This is a genomic window from Actinomadura coerulea (assembly GCF_014208105.1).
In the GTDB taxonomy this organism is placed as follows: Bacteria; Actinomycetota; Actinomycetes; order Streptosporangiales; family Streptosporangiaceae; genus Spirillospora; species Spirillospora coerulea.
This window is the reverse complement of sequence record NZ_JACHMQ010000001.1, coordinates 5364998-5384931: the sequence shown is the minus strand read 5'-3', so window position 1 is coordinate 5384931 and position 19934 is coordinate 5364998. Positions and strand designations below refer to the sequence as shown.

General features: G+C 70.8%; 19 protein-coding genes. 18 read left to right on the top strand and 1 reads right to left on the bottom strand.

Translation table 11 applies throughout. From position 1 onward, the window contains the following. Positions 1-52: 52 nt before the first annotated feature. Positions 53-256, bottom strand: coding sequence for a BldC family transcriptional regulator (locus tag BKA00_RS24730; RefSeq protein WP_141580358.1), 204 nt, complete (start codon positions 254-256; stop codon positions 53-55). A 235-nt stretch (positions 257-491) separates the two neighbouring features. Between BKA00_RS24730 and BKA00_RS24725 the strand changes: the two genes are divergently transcribed. From BKA00_RS24725 to nuoN, 18 genes are all read left to right on the top strand, one after another. After that, complete coding sequence (locus BKA00_RS24725) at positions 492-1505, top strand: threonine ammonia-lyase (protein ID WP_185028689.1); 1014 nt, start codon at positions 492-494, stop codon at positions 1503-1505. A 12-nt stretch (positions 1506-1517) separates the two neighbouring features. Further along, positions 1518-1775 (top strand): DUF4229 domain-containing protein, encoded by a 258-nt coding sequence (locus BKA00_RS24720; protein ID WP_185028687.1) that lies wholly within the window; start codon positions 1518-1520, stop codon positions 1773-1775. A 69-nt stretch (positions 1776-1844) separates the two neighbouring features. Continuing rightward, positions 1845-2558, top strand: coding sequence for a demethylmenaquinone methyltransferase (locus tag BKA00_RS24715; RefSeq protein ID WP_185028685.1), 714 nt, complete (start codon positions 1845-1847; stop codon positions 2556-2558). Positions 2559-2693: 135 nt separating this feature from the next. Continuing rightward, the gene (locus tag BKA00_RS24710) at positions 2694-3950 is read left to right on the top strand and encodes a geranylgeranyl reductase family protein (protein WP_185028683.1); all 1257 of its coding nucleotides are present in this window, start codon (positions 2694-2696) and stop codon (positions 3948-3950) included. A gap of 157 nt (positions 3951-4107) precedes the next feature. Then, positions 4108-4467, top strand: a complete 360-nt coding sequence (locus tag BKA00_RS24705; protein WP_089315506.1) for an NADH-quinone oxidoreductase subunit A — start codon at positions 4108-4110, stop codon at positions 4465-4467. A 1-nt stretch (position 4468) separates the two neighbouring features. Next, positions 4469-5014 carry a NuoB/complex I 20 kDa subunit family protein gene (locus tag BKA00_RS24700; protein ID WP_185028681.1) on the top strand — a complete coding sequence of 182 codons (546 nt, stop codon included), beginning with the start codon at positions 4469-4471 and terminating at the stop codon, positions 5012-5014. A gap of 1 nt (position 5015) precedes the next feature. Further along, positions 5016-5762: an NADH-quinone oxidoreductase subunit C gene (locus BKA00_RS24695; protein ID WP_185028679.1), complete on the top strand. Its 747-nt coding sequence runs from the start codon at positions 5016-5018 to the stop codon at positions 5760-5762. Then, positions 5759-7105, top strand: coding sequence for an NADH-quinone oxidoreductase subunit D (locus tag BKA00_RS24690; protein ID WP_185028677.1), 1347 nt, complete (start codon positions 5759-5761; stop codon positions 7103-7105). The genes BKA00_RS24695 and BKA00_RS24690 overlap by 4 nt, the downstream gene beginning before the upstream one ends. Continuing rightward, entirely contained in the window at positions 7102-7881 is a 780-nt protein-coding gene (nuoE, locus tag BKA00_RS24685) for an NADH-quinone oxidoreductase subunit NuoE (RefSeq protein ID WP_185028675.1), read from the top strand. The genes BKA00_RS24690 and nuoE overlap by 4 nt, the downstream gene beginning before the upstream one ends. Continuing rightward, positions 7878-9176: an NADH-quinone oxidoreductase subunit NuoF gene (gene nuoF, locus BKA00_RS24680; protein ID WP_185028673.1), complete on the top strand. Its 1299-nt coding sequence runs from the start codon at positions 7878-7880 to the stop codon at positions 9174-9176. Before nuoE ends, nuoF begins: the two co-directional genes overlap by 4 nt. After that, positions 9173-11638: an NADH-quinone oxidoreductase subunit G gene (locus BKA00_RS24675; protein WP_185028671.1), complete on the top strand. Its 2466-nt coding sequence runs from the start codon at positions 9173-9175 to the stop codon at positions 11636-11638. Before nuoF ends, BKA00_RS24675 begins: the two co-directional genes overlap by 4 nt. Continuing rightward, positions 11635-12975, top strand: a complete 1341-nt coding sequence (gene nuoH, locus BKA00_RS24670) for an NADH-quinone oxidoreductase subunit NuoH (protein ID WP_185028669.1) — start codon at positions 11635-11637, stop codon at positions 12973-12975. Before BKA00_RS24675 ends, nuoH begins: the two co-directional genes overlap by 4 nt. Continuing rightward, positions 12962-13597 (top strand): NADH-quinone oxidoreductase subunit NuoI, encoded by a 636-nt coding sequence (gene nuoI, locus BKA00_RS24665; protein WP_185028667.1) that lies wholly within the window; start codon positions 12962-12964, stop codon positions 13595-13597. The genes nuoH and nuoI overlap by 14 nt, the downstream gene beginning before the upstream one ends. Beyond that, entirely contained in the window at positions 13594-14514 is a 921-nt protein-coding gene (locus BKA00_RS24660; RefSeq protein WP_185028665.1) for an NADH-quinone oxidoreductase subunit J, read from the top strand. The genes nuoI and BKA00_RS24660 overlap by 4 nt, the downstream gene beginning before the upstream one ends. After that, positions 14511-14810 (top strand): NADH-quinone oxidoreductase subunit NuoK, encoded by a 300-nt coding sequence (gene nuoK / locus BKA00_RS24655; RefSeq protein WP_185028663.1) that lies wholly within the window; start codon positions 14511-14513, stop codon positions 14808-14810. Before BKA00_RS24660 ends, nuoK begins: the two co-directional genes overlap by 4 nt. A gap of 10 nt (positions 14811-14820) precedes the next feature. Continuing rightward, complete coding sequence (gene nuoL / locus BKA00_RS24650; protein WP_185028661.1) at positions 14821-16737, top strand: NADH-quinone oxidoreductase subunit L; 1917 nt, start codon at positions 14821-14823, stop codon at positions 16735-16737. Then, positions 16734-18314: an NADH-quinone oxidoreductase subunit M gene (locus BKA00_RS24645; RefSeq protein ID WP_185028660.1), complete on the top strand. Its 1581-nt coding sequence runs from the start codon at positions 16734-16736 to the stop codon at positions 18312-18314. Before nuoL ends, BKA00_RS24645 begins: the two co-directional genes overlap by 4 nt. Continuing rightward, on the top strand, positions 18311-19897 hold the full coding sequence (gene nuoN / locus BKA00_RS24640; RefSeq protein ID WP_185028659.1) for an NADH-quinone oxidoreductase subunit NuoN: 1587 nt from the start codon (positions 18311-18313) through the stop codon (positions 19895-19897). Before BKA00_RS24645 ends, nuoN begins: the two co-directional genes overlap by 4 nt. Positions 19898-19934: the final 37 nt, after the last annotated feature.

Below are 19934 nucleotides of genomic sequence, written 5' to 3'. Positions count from 1 at the left end.
TCGGCGGGCGGTCCGGGGGGCTCAGGACCGGGGTCCGGGCCGTGTGCCCAGGTCAGTGGGCCGAGTGCTCGGCGACGGGCTCCTCGCCGCGCAGCAGCGCGTGCACCTCCGACTCGCGGAAGCGCCGGTGGCCTCCCGGAGTGCGGATGCTGCTGATCCGGCCCGCGGCGGCCCACCGGGTGACCGTCTTCGGGTCGACCCGGAAGAGGGCGGCGACCTCTCCAGGAGTCAGCAGGCGCTCGCTCGTGCTTTCCACGTCTTCTCTCCCCCTTTGTCCCGCTCTCGGCGCGGGTGGACTGTTTAACAGTGTGGCGGGTCAAGACCGATTTCTCCCTTGTTTTCGGAAAAGATCACCGACCGTAGTCCGCCGAACAGGGGTGATCACGGACGGTGATTCCGGCATGGGTCACAGTGATCACCCTGACCCCCGCTGACCTGCCATGTCACGCCCCCGAGGCCCCCGCGACCGGCCGGAGAAGTAGTCTCCGGGCATGTCCGACCTCGTATCGCTGCCGGAGATCGAACGGGCCGCCGAGCGCATCGCGGGCGTCGCCGTCCGGACGCCGCTCGTCCCGTTCTCCCGCGACCCCGCCCCGGCCGCCGCCGGCGCGCCCGCGCTGCTGGTGAAGGCCGAGTCGCTGCAGCCGGTCGGCGCCTTCAAGCTGCGCGGCGCCTACTCCGCCATCTCCTCCCTCGACCCGGAGGAGCGCGAGCGCGGCGTCGTCACGCACTCCAGCGGCAACCACGCGCAGGCCGTCGCCTACGCGGCCCGCGCACTCGGCATCAGGGCCGTCCTGGTCATGCCGCACACCGCCCCGGTCGTGAAGGTCGAGGCGTGCGTCGCGCTCGGCGCCGAGGTCGTCCACGTCGAGCCGACCGCCGAGGCCCGCGCCGAGACCGCGGACAAGCTCGCCGCCGCGCACGGCTTCGCCCTGATCCCGCCCTACGACGACGCCCGGGTCATCGCCGGCCAGGGCACCACCGGGCTGGAGATCGTCCAGGACCGCCCGGACGTGGACGTCGTGCTCGTCCCGGTCAGCGGCGGCGGCCTGATCGCCGGCGTGTCCGCCGCGGTCAGGGCGCTGCGCCCGGAGGCGAGGATCGTCGGCGTCGAGCCGGAGCTCGCCGCGGACGCCCGCGACTCGATGGCGGCGGGGCGTCCGGTCGGGTGGGCGGCGGAGGAGACCGGCCGCACCATCGCCGACGCGCTGCGCGTCCAGCGGATCGGCGACCTGCCGTACGCGCACATGCGCGCCCACGTCGACGGCGTCGTCACGGTCACCGAGGACGAGATCCGGCAGGCGATGCGGCGCCTCGCCCGCGAGGCCCGCCTCATCGCCGAGCCGGCGGGCGCCGTCGCCACCGCCGCCTACCTCTACCACCGCGCGGAGCTTCCCGAGGGCCGTACCTACGTCTCGATCCTGTCCGGCGGCAACGTCGACCCGGCCCTCCTGCTGGACGTGCTGAGCCGACCCCGGGGCGAGGGCGGTCAGGGCCGGGGATAACCTCGAAGGGCCATGCGTTCCGTCATCCTCTACACCCTGGCCCGGGCCGTGATCTTCGCGGTCACCGCGGGGGTGCTCGCGCTGTTCGGGGCCCGCGGGTTCCTGCTCCTGCTGCTGGCGCTGCTGATCAGCGGCGTCGTCAGCTACGTCCTGCTGTCCGCGCAGCGCGACCGGATGTCCGCCGTCGTCGTGCGGGGCGTGCGCTCGCAGCGCGAGAGGTTCGAGAAGTCGGTCGCCAAGGAGGACGCCCCGCGCAGCCGCGCGGAGTGATCCGGCGCACCGGGTGAGGAGTGCCCCCCGCCCCCGCGCGCGGGGGCTCGCGCGGCCTAGGCTGGGAGCATGACCCGCGCTTCACTCGACAAGCAGCCCGCCGACGTCGCGGCGATGTTCGACGGCACCGCCGAGCGGTACGACCTGATGAACTCGCTGATGACCGGCGGCCAGGACCGGCGGTGGCGGCGGGAGGTCGTCCGTGCCCTGGAGGCGCGGCCGGGTGAGCGGGTCCTCGACCTCGCGGCCGGCACGGGGACGTCGTCGGTGCCGTTCGCCGAGGCCGGGGCCGACACGGTCGCGTGCGACTTCTCGCTCGGCATGCTGCGCGTGGGGGTGCGCCGCCAGGCGGACGTCACGGGCCTGCGCTTCGTCGCCGGGGACGCGCTGCGGCTGCCCTTCGCGGACGCCTCCTTCGACGCCGTCACCATCTCCTTCGGGCTCCGCAACGTCGCCGACACCGGCCTCGCGCTGCGCGAGCTGCGCCGGGTCGCCAAGCCCGGCGGGCGGCTGGTGATCTGCGAGGTGAGCCACCCCCCGAACGCGCTGCTGGCGCTCGGCCACAAGGCGCACCTGCGCTACGGGCTGCCGCTGCTGGCGCGGGTCAGCTCCAACCCCGACTCCTACCGCTACCTCGCCGAGTCGACGCTCGCCTGGCCCGACCAGGCGGGGCTGGCGCGGCTCATCCAGGACGCGGGATGGGGCGGGGTGCGCTGGCGCGATCTCACGTTCGGCGTGGTCGCCCTGCACCATGCCGTCAACCCGTCCGTCAAGACTGCTTGACAGACGGCGGCTGGTGGTTGGGACCGGTCCAAACTTGGATCGGCCCGGAAGTACCCACCAGTCGTGATAAAGGAATAGACTCCCCACCGGATCCTTGTGAAGTACTTCACAAGCGAACGAGCGAAGAGGACCATCGTGACCGACTCCACCCGACACGCGGATGCCATCGTCGTCGGGGCGGGCCCCGCCGGATCGTCGACCGCCTATTGGCTCGCGCAGGCCGGCCTGGACGTCTTCCTGCTGGAGAAGGCCACCTTCCCGCGCGACAAGATCTGCGGCGACGGCCTCACCCCGCGGGCCGTCCGCGCCCTCATCGGCATGGGCGTCGACATCAACGACCCCGGCTGGGGGCGCAACAAGGGCCTGCGCATCTACGGCGGCGGCGTCAAGGTCGAGCTGCCCTGGCCGGAGCTCGCGTCCTTCCCCGACTTCGGCCTCGTCCGCAAGCGCACCGACCTCGACCAGCTCCTCGCCGAGCACGCCGCCAAGGCCGGCGCCCAGCTGCTGCAGGGCTGCAACGTGACCGGCCCCATCGTCGACGACCGCACCGACCGCATCACCGGCGTCACCGCCGAGTACCAGGGCGAGGAGATCGAGTTCCACGCGCCGCTGGTCGTCGCCGCCGACGGCAACTCGACCCGGCTGTCGCTCGCCATGGGGCTGCGGCGCCGCGAGGACCGTCCGATGGGCGTCGCGGTCCGCCGCTACTTCAAGACCCCGCGCCACGACGACGACTTCATGGAGGCGTGGCTGGAGCTGTGGGACGGCCAGCGCCTCCTGCCCGGCTACGGCTGGGTGTTCGGCGTCGGCGACGGCACCTCCAACGTCGGCCTCGGTCTGCTCAACACCAGCAAGGCGTTCCAGAACGTCGACTACCGCGGCATGCTCAAGCGCTGGTGCGCGCAGATGCCGGAGGACTGGCAGTTCGACGAGGAGCACGCGACCTCCAAGATCCGCGGCGCGGCGCTGCCGATGGGCTTCAACCGGCAGCCGCACTACACCCGCGGGATGCTGCTCGTCGGCGACGCCGGCGGCATGATCAACCCGTTCAACGGCGAGGGCATCGACTACGCCCTGGAGTCCGGCCGGCTGGCCGCCGACATCATGGTGCAGGCGCTCGCCCGCCGCACTCCCGCGCAGCGCGAGCGGACCCTGTACGAGTACCCGCGCATCCTCAAGGACGACCACGGCGGCTACTTCACCCTCGCCCGCGTGTTCGTCCAGGCGATCGGCGACCCGCGGGTCATGAAGTTCCTGACCGCGCACGGCCTGCCGCACCCCACGCTGATGCGCTTCACGCTGAAGCTCCTCGCGAACCTCACCGACCCCAAGGGCGGGGACGCGATGGACCGCGTCATCAACGCGATGCAGAAGGTGGCGCCGGCGGCATGAACGCACGCGTGGAATTCAGGCTTCCGCAGGTGAGCGGACTAAAGTGCAGTACCCGACCCCCTGAGGGGAGCGCTATTGATCACCTTGGCTAGGGTGGCGGGTCGCAGGCGGCCCGTCCCGTACAACGCCGTACGTCCCGAGGAGAGGCTGTAGAGATATGGATCTCTATATTCCGATCATCGTGCTGGGGGTGCTCGCCTTCGCCTTCGCCGGCGGTTCGGTGGCGATGGCCGCGCTCACGGGACCCAAGCGCTGGAACCGGGCCCGGCTCGACGCCTACGAGTGCGGCATCGAGCCGACCCCGCAGCCGGTCGGCGGCGGGCGCTTCCCGATCAAGTACTACCTGACGGCGATGCTGTTCATCGTCTTCGACATTGAGATCATCTTCCTTTACCCCTGGGCGGTCGCGTTCGACCGGATGGGGCTCTTCGGCCTTGTCGAGATGGTTCTTTTCATCGTCACCGTCCTCGTGGCGTACGCCTACATCTGGCGGCGCGGCGGTCTGGAGTGGGACTGACATGGGCCTAGAGGAGAAACTCCCCAGCGGCTTCCTGCTGACCACGGTCGAGCAGGTCGCGGGGTGGGCGCGCAGCAGCTCGATGTGGCCGGCGACGTTCGGCCTGGCGTGCTGCGCGATCGAGATGATGGCGACCGGCGACCCCCGGCACGACTTCTCCCGGTGGGGGATGGAGCGCGCCTCGGCGACGCCGCGCCAGGCCGACCTGATGATCGTCGCGGGCCGGGTGAGCCAGAAGATGGCGCCGGTGCTGCGGCAGATCTACGACCAGATGACCGAGCCGAAGTGGGTCATCGCGATGGGCGTGTGCGCCTCGTCCGGCGGCATGTTCAACAACTACGCGATCGTGCAGGGCGTGGACCACATCGTCCCGGTGGACATCTACCTGCCCGGCTGCCCGCCGCGGCCGGAGATGCTGCTGGACGCGATCCTCAAGCTGCACGACAAGGTCCAGAACACCAAGCTCGGGCCGCAGCGCGCGAAGCAGATCGCCGAGCTGGAAGAGGCCAAGCGCCGGCGTCTTCCGCTGCTGGGACAGGGAGCGTGACGTGAGTTCCGAGAACCCTGAGCAGCGGGCCGAGCAGAACGCCGACAAGCTCCCCGCGCAGGCCGAGGAGGAGCGCCGCGAGCAGCCGGTCGTCCGCAAGGGCATGTTCGGCGCGCGGACCACCGGCGACACCTCCGGCTACGGCGGGCTCGTCATCCGGCAGAGCCCGAAGGTGTCCGCGCAGCGCCCCTACGGCGGGCCCGGCGGCGCCGCGGAGGCCGGCGAGTTCGACGAGGTCGCCGACGAGCTGGAGCGCGCCTACCCGCACTTCGGTGACGCCGTCGAGCGCGTCGTCGTCGACCGCGGCGAGATCACGTTCTTCGTGAAGCGCGAGCACCTGCTGGAGGTCGCGCGGACCATGCGGGACGAGCCGTCCCTGCGCTTCGAGATGTGCTCGGGCGTGTCGGGCGTGCACTACCCGAAGGACGAGGGCGCCGAGCTGCACTCGGTCGTGCACCTGCTGTCGATCACGCACAACCGGCGCGTCCGGCTGGAAGTGACCTGCCCGGACGCCGACCCGCACGTCCCGTCGCTGGTGCCGGTCTACCCGACGAGCGACTGGCACGAGCGGGAGACCTACGACTTCTTCGGGATCGTCTACGACGGCCACCCGGCGCTCACGCGCATCGAGATGCCCGACGACTGGGTCGGCCATCCGCAGCGCAAGGACTACCCCCTCGGCGGTATTCCCGTCGAGTACCGCGGAGCGGAGATCCCGCCGCCCGACGAGCGGAGGTCGTACGTATGAGTTCCACGAAGTACACCGAGTACGACGCCTACGCCGCGGAGGAGGCGGCCGAAGGCAAGGTCTTCGACGTCAACGGGCAGGACTGGGACCAGGTCGTCGCCGGCGCGGAGGACCTCGGCGACGAGCGGCTCGTCGTCAACATGGGCCCGCAGCACCCGTCCACGCACGGGGTGCTCCGGCTCATCCTGACGCTCGACGGTGAGACGGTGAACGAGGCCCGGGTGGGCATCGGCTACCTGCACACCGGCATCGAGAAGAACATGGAGTTCCGCACCTGGACGCAGGGCACCACGTTCTGCACCCGGATGGACTACCTCGCGCCGATCTTCAACGAGACGGCGTACTGCCTGAGCGTGGAGAAGCTGCTCGGCGTCACCGAGCAGATCCCGGAGCGGGCCCAGATCATCCGCGTGATGATGATGGAGCTGAACCGGATCTCCTCGCACCTGGTCGCGATCGCCACGTTCGGCCTGGAGCTCGGCGCGACGACGGTGATGCTGAACGGCTTCGTCGAGCGCGAGTACACCCTCGACCTGTTCGAGGAGATCACCGGCCTGCGGATGAACATGGCCTACGTCCGCCCGGGCGGGGTCGCGCAGGACCTGCCGAGCGGCGCCACCAGCAAGATCCGCGACTACCTGGACCGGATGCCGAAGCGGATCCAGGCGCTGCGCAAGCTGATGGACGCCAACCCGGTCTACCTGGCGCGCACCCAGAACATCGCGTACCTGGACCTCACCGGCTGCATGGCGCTCGGCATCACCGGCCCCGTGCTGCGCTCGACCGGCCTGCCGTGGGACCTGCGCAAGTCGCAGCCCTACTGCGGCTACGAGACCTACGACTTCGAGGTCGCCACGCAGGACACCTGCGACGTGTACGGCCGCTACCTCGTCCGGATGGACGAGATGGAGGAGTCGCTGAAGATCGTCGAGCAGTGCCTGGACCGGCTCCAGTCGGTCAAGGGCCCGGTGATGATCGAGGACAAGAAGATCGGCTGGCCGGCGCAGCTGGCGATCGGCGCGGACGGCATGGGCAACTCGCCCCGGCACATCGCGCACATCATGGGCACCTCGATGGAGGCCCTGATCCATCACTTCAAGCTGGTGACGGAGGGCTTCCGGGTGCCCGCCGGGCAGGCGTACGCGCCCATCGAGTCGCCGCGCGGCGAGCTCGGCGCCCACGTGGTCAGCGACGGCGGCACCCGGCCGTACCGCGTCCACTTCCGCGAGCCGTCCTTCGTCAACCTTCAGGCCGCCCCGGCGATGGCGGAGGGCGGCATGGTCGCCGACGTCATCGCGGCGGTCGCGAGCATCGACCCGGTCATGGGGGGAGTGGACCGATGACATACGGACCTGAGGTCCGCGAGCGGCTGGAGCGCGACGCCAAGGAGATCATCGGCCGGTACCCCCGGCCGCGCTCGGCGCTGCTGCCGATGCTGCACCTGGTGCAGTCGGTGGAGGGCCACGTCACCGAGGACGGGATCGAGTTCTGCGCGGAGCAGCTCGGCATCACCCCGGCGCAGGTGACGGGCGTCGCGACCTTCTACACGCAGTACAAGCACGCGCCGGTCGGCGAGTACCACGTCGGCGTCTGCATCAACACGCTGTGCGCGGTCATGGGCGGCGACCAGATCTGGCAGGAGCTGAGCGAGCACGCCGGGGTCGGGCACGACGAGGCCACCCCGGACGGCAAGGTCAGCCTTGAGCGGATCGAGTGCAACGCGGCCTGCGACTTCGCGCCCGTGATGATGGTCAACTGGGAGTTCTTCGACAACATGACTCCCGAGAAGGCCAAGCGGCTCGTCGATGACCTGCGCTCGGGTAAGCAAGTGCTTCCTTCGCGTGGGCCGGAGAGCCTGGCCACCTGGAAGGAGGCGTCCCGCGTGCTCGCCGGGTTCCCGGACGGGCGCGCGGGCGAGGGCGTCCAGGCGGGGCCGGAGTCGCTGCGCGGGCTGAAGCTGGCGCAGGAGCGCGGGTGGGAGGCGCCCCGCACGGACGTCGACCGCGAGCGTCCCGAGGAGCCGGTGAAGGCCGAGGAGATGGCCGAGCCGCCGCAGGAGCCGGGCAAGCCCATCGGCGGCGACGCCAAGCCGGGATCCCAGGAGGGGCGGAACAAGTGACCACGCTGACCCCCATCCTCACCAAGAACTGGGACCAGGCCGACTCGTTCACCCGCGCCGGCTACGAGCGCGACGGCGGCTACGAGGCCCTGCGCGCGGCGTTCCGCATGCAGCCGGAGGAGATCGTCCAGGCGGTCAAGGACTCCGGTCTGCGCGGCCGCGGCGGCGCGGGCTTCCCCACCGGGATGAAGTGGGGCTTCCTGCCCCCGACCAGCCCGAACCCGCGCTACCTCGTCGTCAACGCCGACGAGTCCGAGCCGGGCACGTGCAAGGACATCCCGCTGATGATGGCCAACCCGCACGTCCTCGTCGAGGGCGTGATCATCAGCTCGTACGCGATCAAGTCGAACCTCGCGTTCATCTACGTGCGCGGCGAGGTCCTGCACGTGATCCGCCGCCTGCACCAGGCGGTGGCGGAGGCGTACGAGGCCGGCTACCTCGGCAAGGACATCCTCGGCTCCGGCTACGACCTGGACGTGGTCGTGCACAGCGGCGCCGGGGCCTACATCTGCGGCGAGGAGACGGCGCTGCTGGACTCCCTCGAAGGGTTCCGCGGTCAGCCCAGGCTCAAGCCCCCCTTCCCGGCGGTCGCGGGCCTCTACGGCGGGCCCACCGTCATCAACAACGTCGAGTCGATCTCCTCGGTTCCCTCGATCATCGCCAACGGGCCCGAGTGGTTCGCCTCGATGGGCACCGAGAAGTCCCAGGGCTTCGGGATCTTCTCGCTGTCCGGGCACGTCACCCGGCCCGGGCAGTACGAGGCGCCGCTCGGCATCACGCTGCGGGAGCTGCTCGACATGGCGGGCGGCGTCCGCGAGGGCCACCGGCTGAAGTTCTGGACGCCCGGCGGGTCGTCCACCCCGATCTTCACCGACGAGCACCTGGACGTCCCGCTGGACTTCGAGTCCGTCGGCGCCGCCGGGTCCATGCTCGGCACCCGGGCCCTGCAGATCTTCGACGAGACGACCTGCGTCGTCCGCGCCGTGCTGCGCTGGTCGGAGTTCTACGCGCACGAGTCGTGCGGCAAGTGCACGCCGTGCCGCGAGGGCACCTACTGGTACAAGCAGATGCTGAAGCGGCTGGAGGCGGGCCAGGGCTCCGAGGAGGACCTGGAGACCCTGCTGGACCTGTCCGACAACATCCTCGGCCGATCGTTCTGCGCCCTCGGCGACGGCGCCACGAGCCCGGTCGTCTCGTCCATCAAGCTGTTCCGGGACGAGTACCTCCGGCACTTCGAGCTCGGGGCCTGCCCGTTCGACCCGGCCAAGTCCACCCTCTGGGGAGGTGCCAAGTGACCGTCACCGACGACAAGTCGGCGGTGGAGCGGCCGGTGGAGATGGTCTCCTGCACCATCGACGGCTTCGAGATCGAGGTGCCCAAGGGCACGCTCATCATCCGGGCCGCCGAGCTGCTCGGCATCCAGATCCCCCGGTTCTGCGACCACCCCCTGCTGGACCCGATCGGGGCCTGCCGGCAGTGCCTGGTGGAGATCCCCGACGCCGGCAACGGCCGCGGCATGCCGAAGCCGCAGGCGTCGTGCACCACCGCGGTGATGCCGGGGATGGTGGTCAAGACCCAGCTCACCTCGCCGGTCGCCGACAAGGCGCAGCACGGCGTGATGGAGCTGCTGCTGATCAACCACCCGCTGGACTGCCCGATCTGCGACAAGGGCGGCGAGTGCCCGCTGCAGAACCAGGCGATGTCCAACGGGCGCGGCGAGTCCCGGTTCGTGGAGGCCAAGCGGACCTTCCCCAAGCCGATCCCGCTGTCCAGCCAGGTGCTGCTCGACCGGGAGCGCTGCATCCAGTGCGCCCGCTGCACCCGGTTCTCCGACCAGATCGCCGGCGACGCGTTCATCGACCTGTTCGAGCGCGGCGCGAAGGAGCAGGTCGGCGCGGCGGACGGCAAGCCGTTCCAGTCCTACTTCTCCGGCAACACCGTGCAGATCTGCCCGGTGGGCGCGCTGACCGGCGCCGCGTACCGGTTCCGGTCCCGCCCCTTCGACCTGGTCTCGCAGCCGAGCGTCTGCGAGCACTGCGCGTCCGGCTGCGCGATGCGCACCGACCACCGCCGCGGCAAGATCACGCGGCGGCTGGCCGGGGACGACCCGCAGGTCAACGAGGAGTGGAACTGCGACAAGGGCCGCTGGGCGTTCACCTACGGGACGCAGCCCGAGCGGCTCACCCAGCCGCTCGTCCGCGGCGAGGACGGCGAGCTGGAGCCGGCGTCCTGGCCCGAGGCGCTCACCATCGCGGCGCGCGGCCTCGCGGCGGCGCGCGGCTCGGCCGGCGTTCTGACCGGCGGCCGCGTCACCCTTGAGGACGCCTACGCCTACGCCAAGTTCGCCCGGATCGCGCTCGGCACCAACGACGTCGACTTCCGGGCCCGGCCGCTGTCGCGGGAGGAGTCGGAGTTCCTCGCCTCCTCCGTCGCGGGCCACCCCATCGAGGTGACCTACGCCGACCTGGAGAAGGCGCCGGTCGTCCTTCTCGCCGGGTTCGAGCCCGAGGAGGAGTCGCCGATCGTCTTCCTGCGGCTCCGCAAGGCGTTCCGCAAGAACGGCCTGAAGGTGTTCGCGGCGGCCCCGTTCGTGACGCGCGGGCTGGCGAAGGTCGGCGGCACGCTGCTGCCGACGCTCCCCGGCGCGGAGGCCGAGGTCCTCGGCTCCCTCATCGGGGACGACGCCAGATCCGACATCCGCACGCTGCTGGAGACGCCCGGCGCCGTGATCCTCGTCGGCGAGCGGCTCGCCACCAGCCCGGGCGCGCTGACGTCGGCGACCCGGGTGGCGCAGGCCACCGGCGCCCGGCTGGCCTGGGTGCCGCGCCGGGCCGGGGAGCGCGGCGCGATCGAGGCCGGGGCGCTGCCCGGGCTGCTGCCGATCGGCCGTCCGGTCACCGACCCCGCCGCCCGCGCCGAGGTCGCCCGCACCTGGGGCGTCGCCGACCTGCCCGCCGGTCCCGGCGAGGACACGGCCGGCATCATCGCGGAGGCCGCAGCCGGGCGGCGCGGCGCGCTGCTCGTCGGCGGCGTCGACCCCTACGACCTCGCCGACCCGGAGGCGATGCTGCGGGCGCTGGAGGCCACCCCGTTCGTGGTGAGCCTGGAGCAGCGGCCGAGCGCGGTCACCGACCGCGCCGACGTCGTCCTGCCGGTCGCGGCGGTCGCGGAGAAGTCCGGGACGTTCGTCGACTGGGAGGGCCGCGGCCGCCCGTTCGAGGTCGTGCTCAAGTCCGCCGGGCGGATGTCCGACCTGCGGGTCCTGGCCGCGCTGGCCGACGAGATGGACGTCCACCTGGGCCTGCCGGGCCCGGAGGCCGCCCGCCGCGAGATGGCCGGCCTCGGCGCCCACCGCGGCGAGCGCCCGGACGCGCCGAGCGTCGCGCAGGGCCTGGCGCCGCACCCCGAGCGGGGCGAGGCGCTGCTGTCCACCTGGCGGCTGCTCCTCGACCGGGGTCGCCTGCAGGACGGCGAGCCGTTCCTCGCGGGCACCGCCAAGTCCGCCGTCGCCCGGCTGTCGCCCGCGACGGCCGCGGAGATCGGCGCCACCGGCGCCGTGACGGTCTCGGGCCCGCGCGGCGAGGTCACTCTCCCGCTGGAGATCACCCCCGACCTGCCCGACCGGGTGGTGTGGCTGCCGACGAACTCGGCGGGCTGCGCCCTGCACCGGGACCTCGGAGCGGCCGCGGGAGGCGTCGTCAAGATCGCGGGCGCGGTGCCCGCGACCGCGACCGAGAACGCTGGAGGCATCGAATGAGCTCCCTGGCCGCGGCCCCGGCGCCCGACCCGCAGCTGCAGGACTTCGGCTCGGACCCGTGGTGGCTGATCGGCGGCAAGGTCCTCGCCATCTTCGTGTTCCTCGTCGTCACCGTGCTGATGACGATGTGGATCGAGCGGCGCGTCATCGGCCGGATGCAGCTGCGCGTCGGCCCCAACCGCGCCGGGCCCTTCGGCCTGCTGCAGGGCCTCGCCGACGGCGTCAAGCTGGCGCTGAAGGAGGACATCGTCCCCCGCCAGGTCGACAAGATCGTGTTCGTCCTGGCGCCGGTGATGGCGGCGGTGCCCGCGTTCATCTCCTTCATCATCATCCCGTTCGGGCCGACGGTGTCGGTCTTCGGGCACCAGACGGCGCTGCAGGGCACCGACCTTCCGGTCGCGGTGCTGCTCGTCCTCGCGATGTCCTCGATGGCGATCTACGGCATCGTGCTGGCCGGCTGGTCCTCGATGTCGCCGTACTCGCTGCTCGGCGGGCTGCGCTCGTCCGCGCAGATGATCTCCTACGAGATCGCGATGGGCCTGTCGTTCGTGGCCGTGTTCATGTTCGCGGGCTCGATGTCCACCTCGGAGATCGTCGCGGCGCAGCACGACAAGTGGTTCGTGGTGCTGCTCGCGCCGTCGTTCGTCGTGTACGTCATCACGATGATGGGCGAGTCGAACCGCATCCCGTTCGACCTGCCCGAGGGCGAGGGCGAGCTGGTCGGCGGCTTCCACACCGAGTACTCGTCGCTGAAGTTCGCGATGTTCTTCCTCGCGGAGTACATCAACCTCGCGACGCTGTCGGCCCTCGCCACCACCATGTTCCTCGGCGGCTGGCGCGCCCCCGCGCCCATCTCCACGGTGTGGGCGGGCGCCAACTCCGGCTGGTGGCCGGTGCTGTGGTTCCTGATCAAGATCTTCCTGTTCATCTTCTTCTTCATCTGGCTGCGCGGCACGCTGCCGCGCGTGCGCTACGACCAGCTCATGAAGCTCGGCTGGAAGGTGCTGATGCCCTTCTCGCTCGGCTGGATCCTGCTGGTCGCGACGATCCGCGCGCTGCGCAACGACGGCTACGAGATGCGGCAGCTGTTCATCGCCGCCGCCGTGGTCGCCGCGATCGTGCTGGTCGCCACGGTGCTCTGGGAGATGCTCCGCGGCCGCGAGGACGACAAGGAGATCGTCCCGGGGGCGGCGCCGGGGCCGCGCACCGACCCGTCGGCGGGCGGGTTCCCGGTGCCGCCGATGGACGCGCCCCACTACCACGGCCGCGCCCGCGAGCCGGTCCGGCCGGCCACGATCGAAAAGCCCTCCGAGGAGGTCACCAGTGGGACTCACTGATTTCCTGAACCCGGTCAAGGGGTTCGGGGTCTCGTTCCACCAGATGTTCATGAAGAGCGAGACCGTCCAGTACCCCGAGGTGAAGAAGCCGACGGCTCCTCGCTTCCACGGGCGGCACCAGCTGAACCGGTGGCCGGACGGCCTGGAGAAGTGCATCGGCTGCGAGCTGTGCGCGTGGGCGTGTCCCGCGGACGCCATCTTCGTCGAGGGCGCCGACAACACGGCGGACGAGCGGTACTCGCCCGGCGAGCGCTACGGCCGCACCTACCAGATCAACTATCTGCGGTGCATCCTGTGCGGGCTGTGCATCGAGGCGTGCCCGACCCGGGCGCTCACGATGACCAACGAGTACGAGCTCGCCGACGACAGCCGCGAGAGCCTCATCTACACCAAGGAGATGCTGCTCGCGCCGCTGCGCGAGGGCATGGAGGCGCCGCCGCACGAGATGCGGCTCGGCGACACCGAGGAGGACTACTACCGCCTCGGCCTCCAGGAGGGCGAGCAGTCGTCCGGCACCCCGTCGGCTCCGAAGATCCCCTCGGAGGACGGCGGGCGCGCGAGCGTCGACGAGGCCGCCCGGCGCGAGAAGGCGAAGGCGCGCAAGGGCGGTGAGGCCAAGTGACCGGCTCCATCGCGGGCGCGCACGTGCTCGCCGCCGAGGTCGCCGACAAGCAGTCCGGCGAGCCGTTCTTCTTCTGGCTGCTGGCGATCGTCTCGGTGCTCGCCGCGCTCGGCATGATCTTCATGCGGAAGGCGGTGCACTCGGCGCTGCTGCTGGCGACCGTGATGCTCTGCCTGGCCGCGCTGTACGCGATCCAGAACGCGCCCTTCCTGGCGTTCGTCCAGGTGATCGTCTACACCGGCGCGGTGCTGATGCTGTTCCTGTTCGTGCTGATGCTCGTCGGGGTCAGTTCCACCGACTCGCTGGTGGAGACGATCCGGGGCCAGCGGTTCTGGGCCGTGATCGCCGCGGTCGGCTTCCTCGTCCTGCTCAGCGTCGGGGTCGGCAACGCCGCGCTCGGCGGCTCGGCCGGACTGACCCAGGCCAACTCCGAGGGCAACGTCGTCGGGCTGGCCCGGCTGCTGTTCTCCAAGTACGTGTTCGCGTTCGAGGCGACCAGCGCCCTGCTGATCACCGCGGCGCTGGGCGCTATGGTGCTGGCGCACCGGGAGCGCACCGAGCCGAAGGCGACGCAGAAGGACCTGTCGCGGCAGCGGTTCCTGTCCGGCTCCCACCCGGGCCCGCTGCCGGGCCCCGGCACCTACGCCCGGCACAACGCCGTCGACATGCCGGCGCTGCTCCCCGACGGGACGCCCTCGGAACTGTCGGTCAACCCGGTCATCGCTGCCCGCACCGACACCGCGGAGCGGCACCCCGACCTGTACGGCGGCTCCGAGGAGGAGGCCCTCGAACGGGACGTGGCCGCGGTCAAGGCGGTCACCGAGGACGTCCGCGACACCGATGCCGAGGCGCGCTCGGTCAAGTCGGGGACGCCCGCCGCCGGCGGCGGCGCGAGTGAAGGCGAGGCAGGAGAATGAGCCCGGGGCACTACCTGGCGCTCTCGGCGGTCCTGTTCACCATCGGAGCGCTCGGCGTCCTCGTGCGCCGCAACGCCATCGTGGTGTTCATGTGCGTCGAGCTGATGCTGAACGCGACGAACCTTGCGTTCGTCTCGTTCTCCCGAATGCACGGCAACCTGGACGGCCAGATCATCGCCTTCTTCGTGATGGTGGTGGCCGCGGCGGAGGTCGTGGTGGGTCTGGCGATCATCATGACCATCTTCCGGACCCGCAGGTCCTCGTCGGTCGACGACGCGAACCTGCTGAAGTACTGAGAGGCCAGGGATGAAAGCGGAAGGCATCCAGGCCGCGTCCTGGCTCCTCGTCGCGCTCCCGCTGGCGGGCGCGGCGATCCTCCTGCTGGGGGGACGGCGGACCGACAGGTGGGGCCACCTGCTCGGCGCCGCGATGTCGCTGGCGTCGTTCGCGGTGGGCGCCGCGATGTTCGCGCAGATGCTCGGGTACGACGCCGAGGCCCGGCGCCGCACCCTGCACCTGTGGGACTTCATCGACGTCGGCACGTTCAAGGTCGGCATGGACCTGCTGGTGGACCCGCTGTCCATCACCTTCGTCCTGCTGATCACCGGGGTGGGCTCGCTCATCCACATCTACTCCATCGGCTACATGGCCGAGGACCCCGACCGGCGCCGCTTCTTCGCCTACCTGAACCTGTTCCTGGCGTCGATGCTGGTGCTGGTCCTGGGCGGCAACTTCCTGATCCTGTTCCTCGGCTGGGAGGGCGTCGGTCTCGCCTCCTACCTGCTGATCGGGTTCTGGCAGCACAAGCCGACGGCCGCGACCGCCGCGAAGAAGGCCTTCGTCGTCAACCGGGTCGGCGACATGGGGCTGATCATCGCGATCGCGCTGATCTTCGCCTCGTTCGGCAGCATCGACTTCGGCTCGGTGCTCGGCACCGGCGCCGAGCACGTGGGGCTCGCCTCCAAGCTCGGCACCGGCACCGCGACGGCCATCGGCCTGCTGCTCCTGGTCGGCGCGTGCGGCAAGTCGGCGCAGCTCCCGCTGCAGTCCTGGCTGCTGGACGCGATGGAGGGCCCGACCCCGGTGTCGGCCCTCATCCACGCCGCCACGATGGTCACCGCGGGCGTCTACCTGATCGTCCGAGCCGGGCCGATCTTCGAGATGTCCGAGACCGCGCAGCTGGTGGTGACGATCGTCGGCGCGGCCACGCTGCTGGCCGGTGCGATCATCGGTTGCGGCAAGGACGACATCAAGAAGGCCCTCGCCGGATCGACGATGTCGCAGATCGGCTACATGGTGCTGGCCGCCGGGCTCGGCCCGGCGGGCTACGTCTTCGCCATCGCGCACCTCGTCGCGCACGGCTTCTTCAAGGCGGGCCTGTTCCTCGGCGCCGGCTCGGTCATGCACGGCATGAAGGACGACGTGAACATGCGCCACTACGGCGCGCTGCGCACGGTCATGGTGATCACCTACGCGACGTTCGGGCTCGGGTACCTCGCCATCATCGGGTTCCCCGGCCTGTCCGGCTGGTTCACCAAGGACGGCATCATCGAGGCCGCCTACGCCAAGGGCGGCACGTCCGGGATGATCCTCGGCTCCTGCGCCCTGGTCGGCGCCGGGATCACCGCGTACTACATGTCGCGGGTCATGTTCATGACGTTCTTCGGCGAGAAGCGCTGGGAGGACGACGTCCACCCGCACGAGTCGCCCGCCGTCATGACCTGGCCGCTGATGCTGCTCGCGGTCGGCTCCGTCTTCGCGGGCGGGTTCCTCGTCCTCGGCGGCTTCCCCGAGTTCATCGAACCGGTCGTCGGGGCGCCCGAGCACGCGCACGAGTTCAAGTGGCTCACCGCGCCCGGCGCCGCCACCTTCGTCCTGATGATCGTCGGTGCCGGGATCGCCTGGATGCAGTACGGCGCCCGCAAGGTGCCGCGCGAGGCGCCCAAGGGCTCGTTCGTCACCGTCGCGGCCCGCAAGGACCTCTACGGCGACGCGCTCAACGAGTCGCTGCTGATGCGCCCCGGCCAGTGGCTGACCCGGCTCGCGGTCTGGTTCGACGGGCGCGGCGTCGACGGCGCCGTCAACGGGACGGCCGCCGGCGTCGGCGGCAGCTCCGGCCGGCTCCGGCGCGTCCAGACCGGCTTCGCCCGCTCCTACGCCCTCTCGATGCTGGGCGGCGCGGCCCTCGTGGTCGCGGCGCTCCTGGTGGTGAACGTGTCATGAGCGACTTTCCCTGGCTGAGCGTCCTCATCGCGCTGCCACTGGTCGGCGCGGTGCTGCTCAGCGTCATTCCCCGCGAGCGGGAGGCGCTGGTCAAGCGGTTCTCGCTCGGCGTCTCCCTCGTCGTCGCGGTCCTCGCCGGGGTCATGGCGTCGGGCTTCGACGCGGGCGGCGCCCGGTTCCAGTTCACCGAGAAGTACTGGTGGATCAAGGAGTTCGGCGTCCACTGGGCGGTCGGCGTCGACGGCGTCGCGCTGGTGCTGATCCTGCTGTCGGTGGTCCTCGTCCCGCTGGTCATGCTGGCGTCGTGGAGCGAGGCCGACCGGTCCGGGGGCGTGGACGTCCCGGCGAAGCGGTCGGTGAAGACGTACTTCGCGCTGCTGCTGACGATGGAAGCGGCCATGATCGGCGTGTTCGCCGCGACGGACGTGTTCCTGTTCTACGTCTTCTTCGAGGCGATGCTCATCCCGGTGTACTTCATCATCGGGTACTACGGCGGCGCCCAGCGGTCCTACGCCGCGGTGAAGTTCCTGCTGTACTCGCTGTTCGGCGGGCTGCTGATGCTCGTCGCCGTCATCTGGCTGTACCCGCTGTCGAGCCGGTCGGTCGACGCGGGCGGCCTCGGGCAGGGCACGTTCATGTTCGACGAGCTGTCGAAGATGAACATCGACCCGACGACGGCCAAGTGGCTGTTCCTCGGCTTCTTCGTCGCGTTCGCGATCAAGGCGCCGATGGTGCCGGTGCACACCTGGCTGCCGGACGCGGCGCAGCAGTCCCCGGCGGGCGCGCTCGTGCTGATCGTCGGCGTCCTGGACAAGGTCGGCACCTACGGGATGCTCCGGTTCTGCCTGGAGCTGTTCCCCGGCGCCGCCAAGTGGGCGACCCCGGTCGTGCTGGGGTTCGCGGTGCTCAGCATCATCTACGGCGCCGTCCTCGCGATCGGCCAGGTCGACATGAAGCGCCTCATCGCCTACACGTCGGTGTCGCACTTCGGGTTCATCGTCCTCGGCATCTTCGCGATGACGTCGCAGGGCCAGTCCGGCGCGGCGCTCTACATGGTGAACCACGGGTTCTCCACCGGCGCGCTGTTCCTCGTCGTCGGCTTCATGATCGTCCGGCGGCGGTCGGCGCGGATCTCCGACTTCGGCGGGGTGCAGAAGGTCGCGCCCGTCCTCGCCGGGATGTTCCTGATCGCCGGCCTGTCCGCGCTGTCGCTGCCCGGCCTGTCCACGTTCGTCTCGGAGTTCCTCGTCATCGTCGGGACGTTCAGCCGGTACGAGTGGGCGGGCGCGCTCGCGGTGAGCGGCGTCGTGCTCGCGGCCATCTACGTCCTGTGGATGTACCAGCGGACCATGGGCGGCCCGAAGGCGCCCGCGGTCGAGGGCATGAAGGACCTGTCCGCCCGGGAGAAGTGGGCCCTCGCCCCGATCATCGCGATCATCGTGGCGATGGGCTTCTTCCCGCAGCCGGTGCTGCACGTGATCAACCCGTCGGTGGACCACACGCTGGCGCGGGTCGACCAGCACGACCCGGCGCCGGACATCACCGGTAACGTCGCCGAGAACGGAGCCCGTCCATGACCACCACCAGTCAGGTGAGCGCGGTCCTCGCGCAGGGGGGTGACATCCCCGCGCCGCACATCGAGTACGGGCAGATCGCCCCGCTGCTGCTGGTCCTCGGCGTCGCCGTCGCGGGCGTGCTCGTCGAGGCGTTCGTCGGCCGGAACGCGCGCTACTACGTGCAGGTGCCGCTCGCGTTCCTCGGCCTCGCGGGCGGGTTCGCCTGGACGATCGTGCTGGGGTGGCGCGACAACCCGCACCACGTCGCCGCTGAGGGCGCCCTGGGCGTGGACGGCCCCACCCTGTTCATCCAGGGCACCATCCTGGTGCTGGCCCTGGTCAGCCTCCTGCTCATCGCCGAGCGGGGCGACGGCAGGGCCGGCGGCCACTTCGCCGCGCAGGCCTCCGCCCTGCCCGGCAGCGAGGCCGAGCAGCGCACCACCGAGGCGGGGTTCACCCAGACCGAGGTGTTCCCGCTGATGATGTTCGCCGTCGGCGGCATGGTGATGTTCCCGGCGGCCAACGACCTGCTCACCATGTTCGTGGCGCTGGAGGTCATGTCGCTGCCGCTGTACCTGCTGTGCGGGCTCGCCCGCCGGCGCCGCCTCCTCTCCCAGGAGGCGGCGGTCAAGTACTTCCTGCTCGGCGCGTTCTCCTCGGCGTTCTTCCTGTACGGGGCGGCGCTGCTGTACGGGTACGCCGGGTCCGTCCGGCTGTCGGACATCTCCGCGCAGATCGGCAAGGACGCGGGCAGCGAGACCCTGCTCCTCGCGGGCGTCGCGCTGCTGTCGGTCGGGCTGCTGTTCAAGCTCGGCGGCGTCCCCTTCCACATGTGGAAGCCGGACGTCTACCAGGGCGCCCCCACGCCGATCACGGCGCTGATGGCGTCCTGCACCGTCGTCGCGGCGTTCGGCGGAATCCTGCGCGTCTACTACGTCGCGTTCGAGACGCTGAAGTGGGACTGGCGGCCCCTCATGTGGGGTGTGGCCATTCTCACCATGGTCGCCGGATCGATCATCGCGATCACGCAGACCGACATCAAGCGGATGCTGGCCTACTCCTCCATCGCGCACGCGGGCTTCCTGCTCATGGGCGTGATCGCCAGCTCCGCGGACGGCCTGTCCAGCACGATGTTCTACCTGGTCGCCTACGGCTTCACCTCGATCGGCGCGTTCGCCGTCGTGACGATGGTGCGGGACGCCGGCGGCGAGGCCGGCCACCTGTCGCGGTGGGCGGGCCTCGGCAAGCGGTCCCCGGTGGTCGCGGGCGTGTTCGCCTTCTTCCTCCTGGGCTTCGCGGGCATCCCGCTGACCAGCGGCTTCACCGGGAAGTTCGCGGTGTTCAAGGCGGCCGTCGAGGGCGGCGCCACGCCCCTGGTGATCGTCGCCGTGATCTCCTCCGCGGTCGCCGCGTTCTTCTACGTCCGTGTGATCGTCGTCATGTTCTTCAGCGAGCCGGACGCCGAGGGCCCGGTCGTGGTGGCCGGCCCGGCGACCGCGGTCGCGGTCGCGCTCGGCGTGACGGCTACTGTGGTACTCGGCGTGATCCCGCAGCCCGTTCTGGACCTCGCGGGGCAGGCCACGACCCACATGTTCGTCCGGTAGGGAGTCTTGGGTGAGCAACCCATTCGCTGAGAAGTCC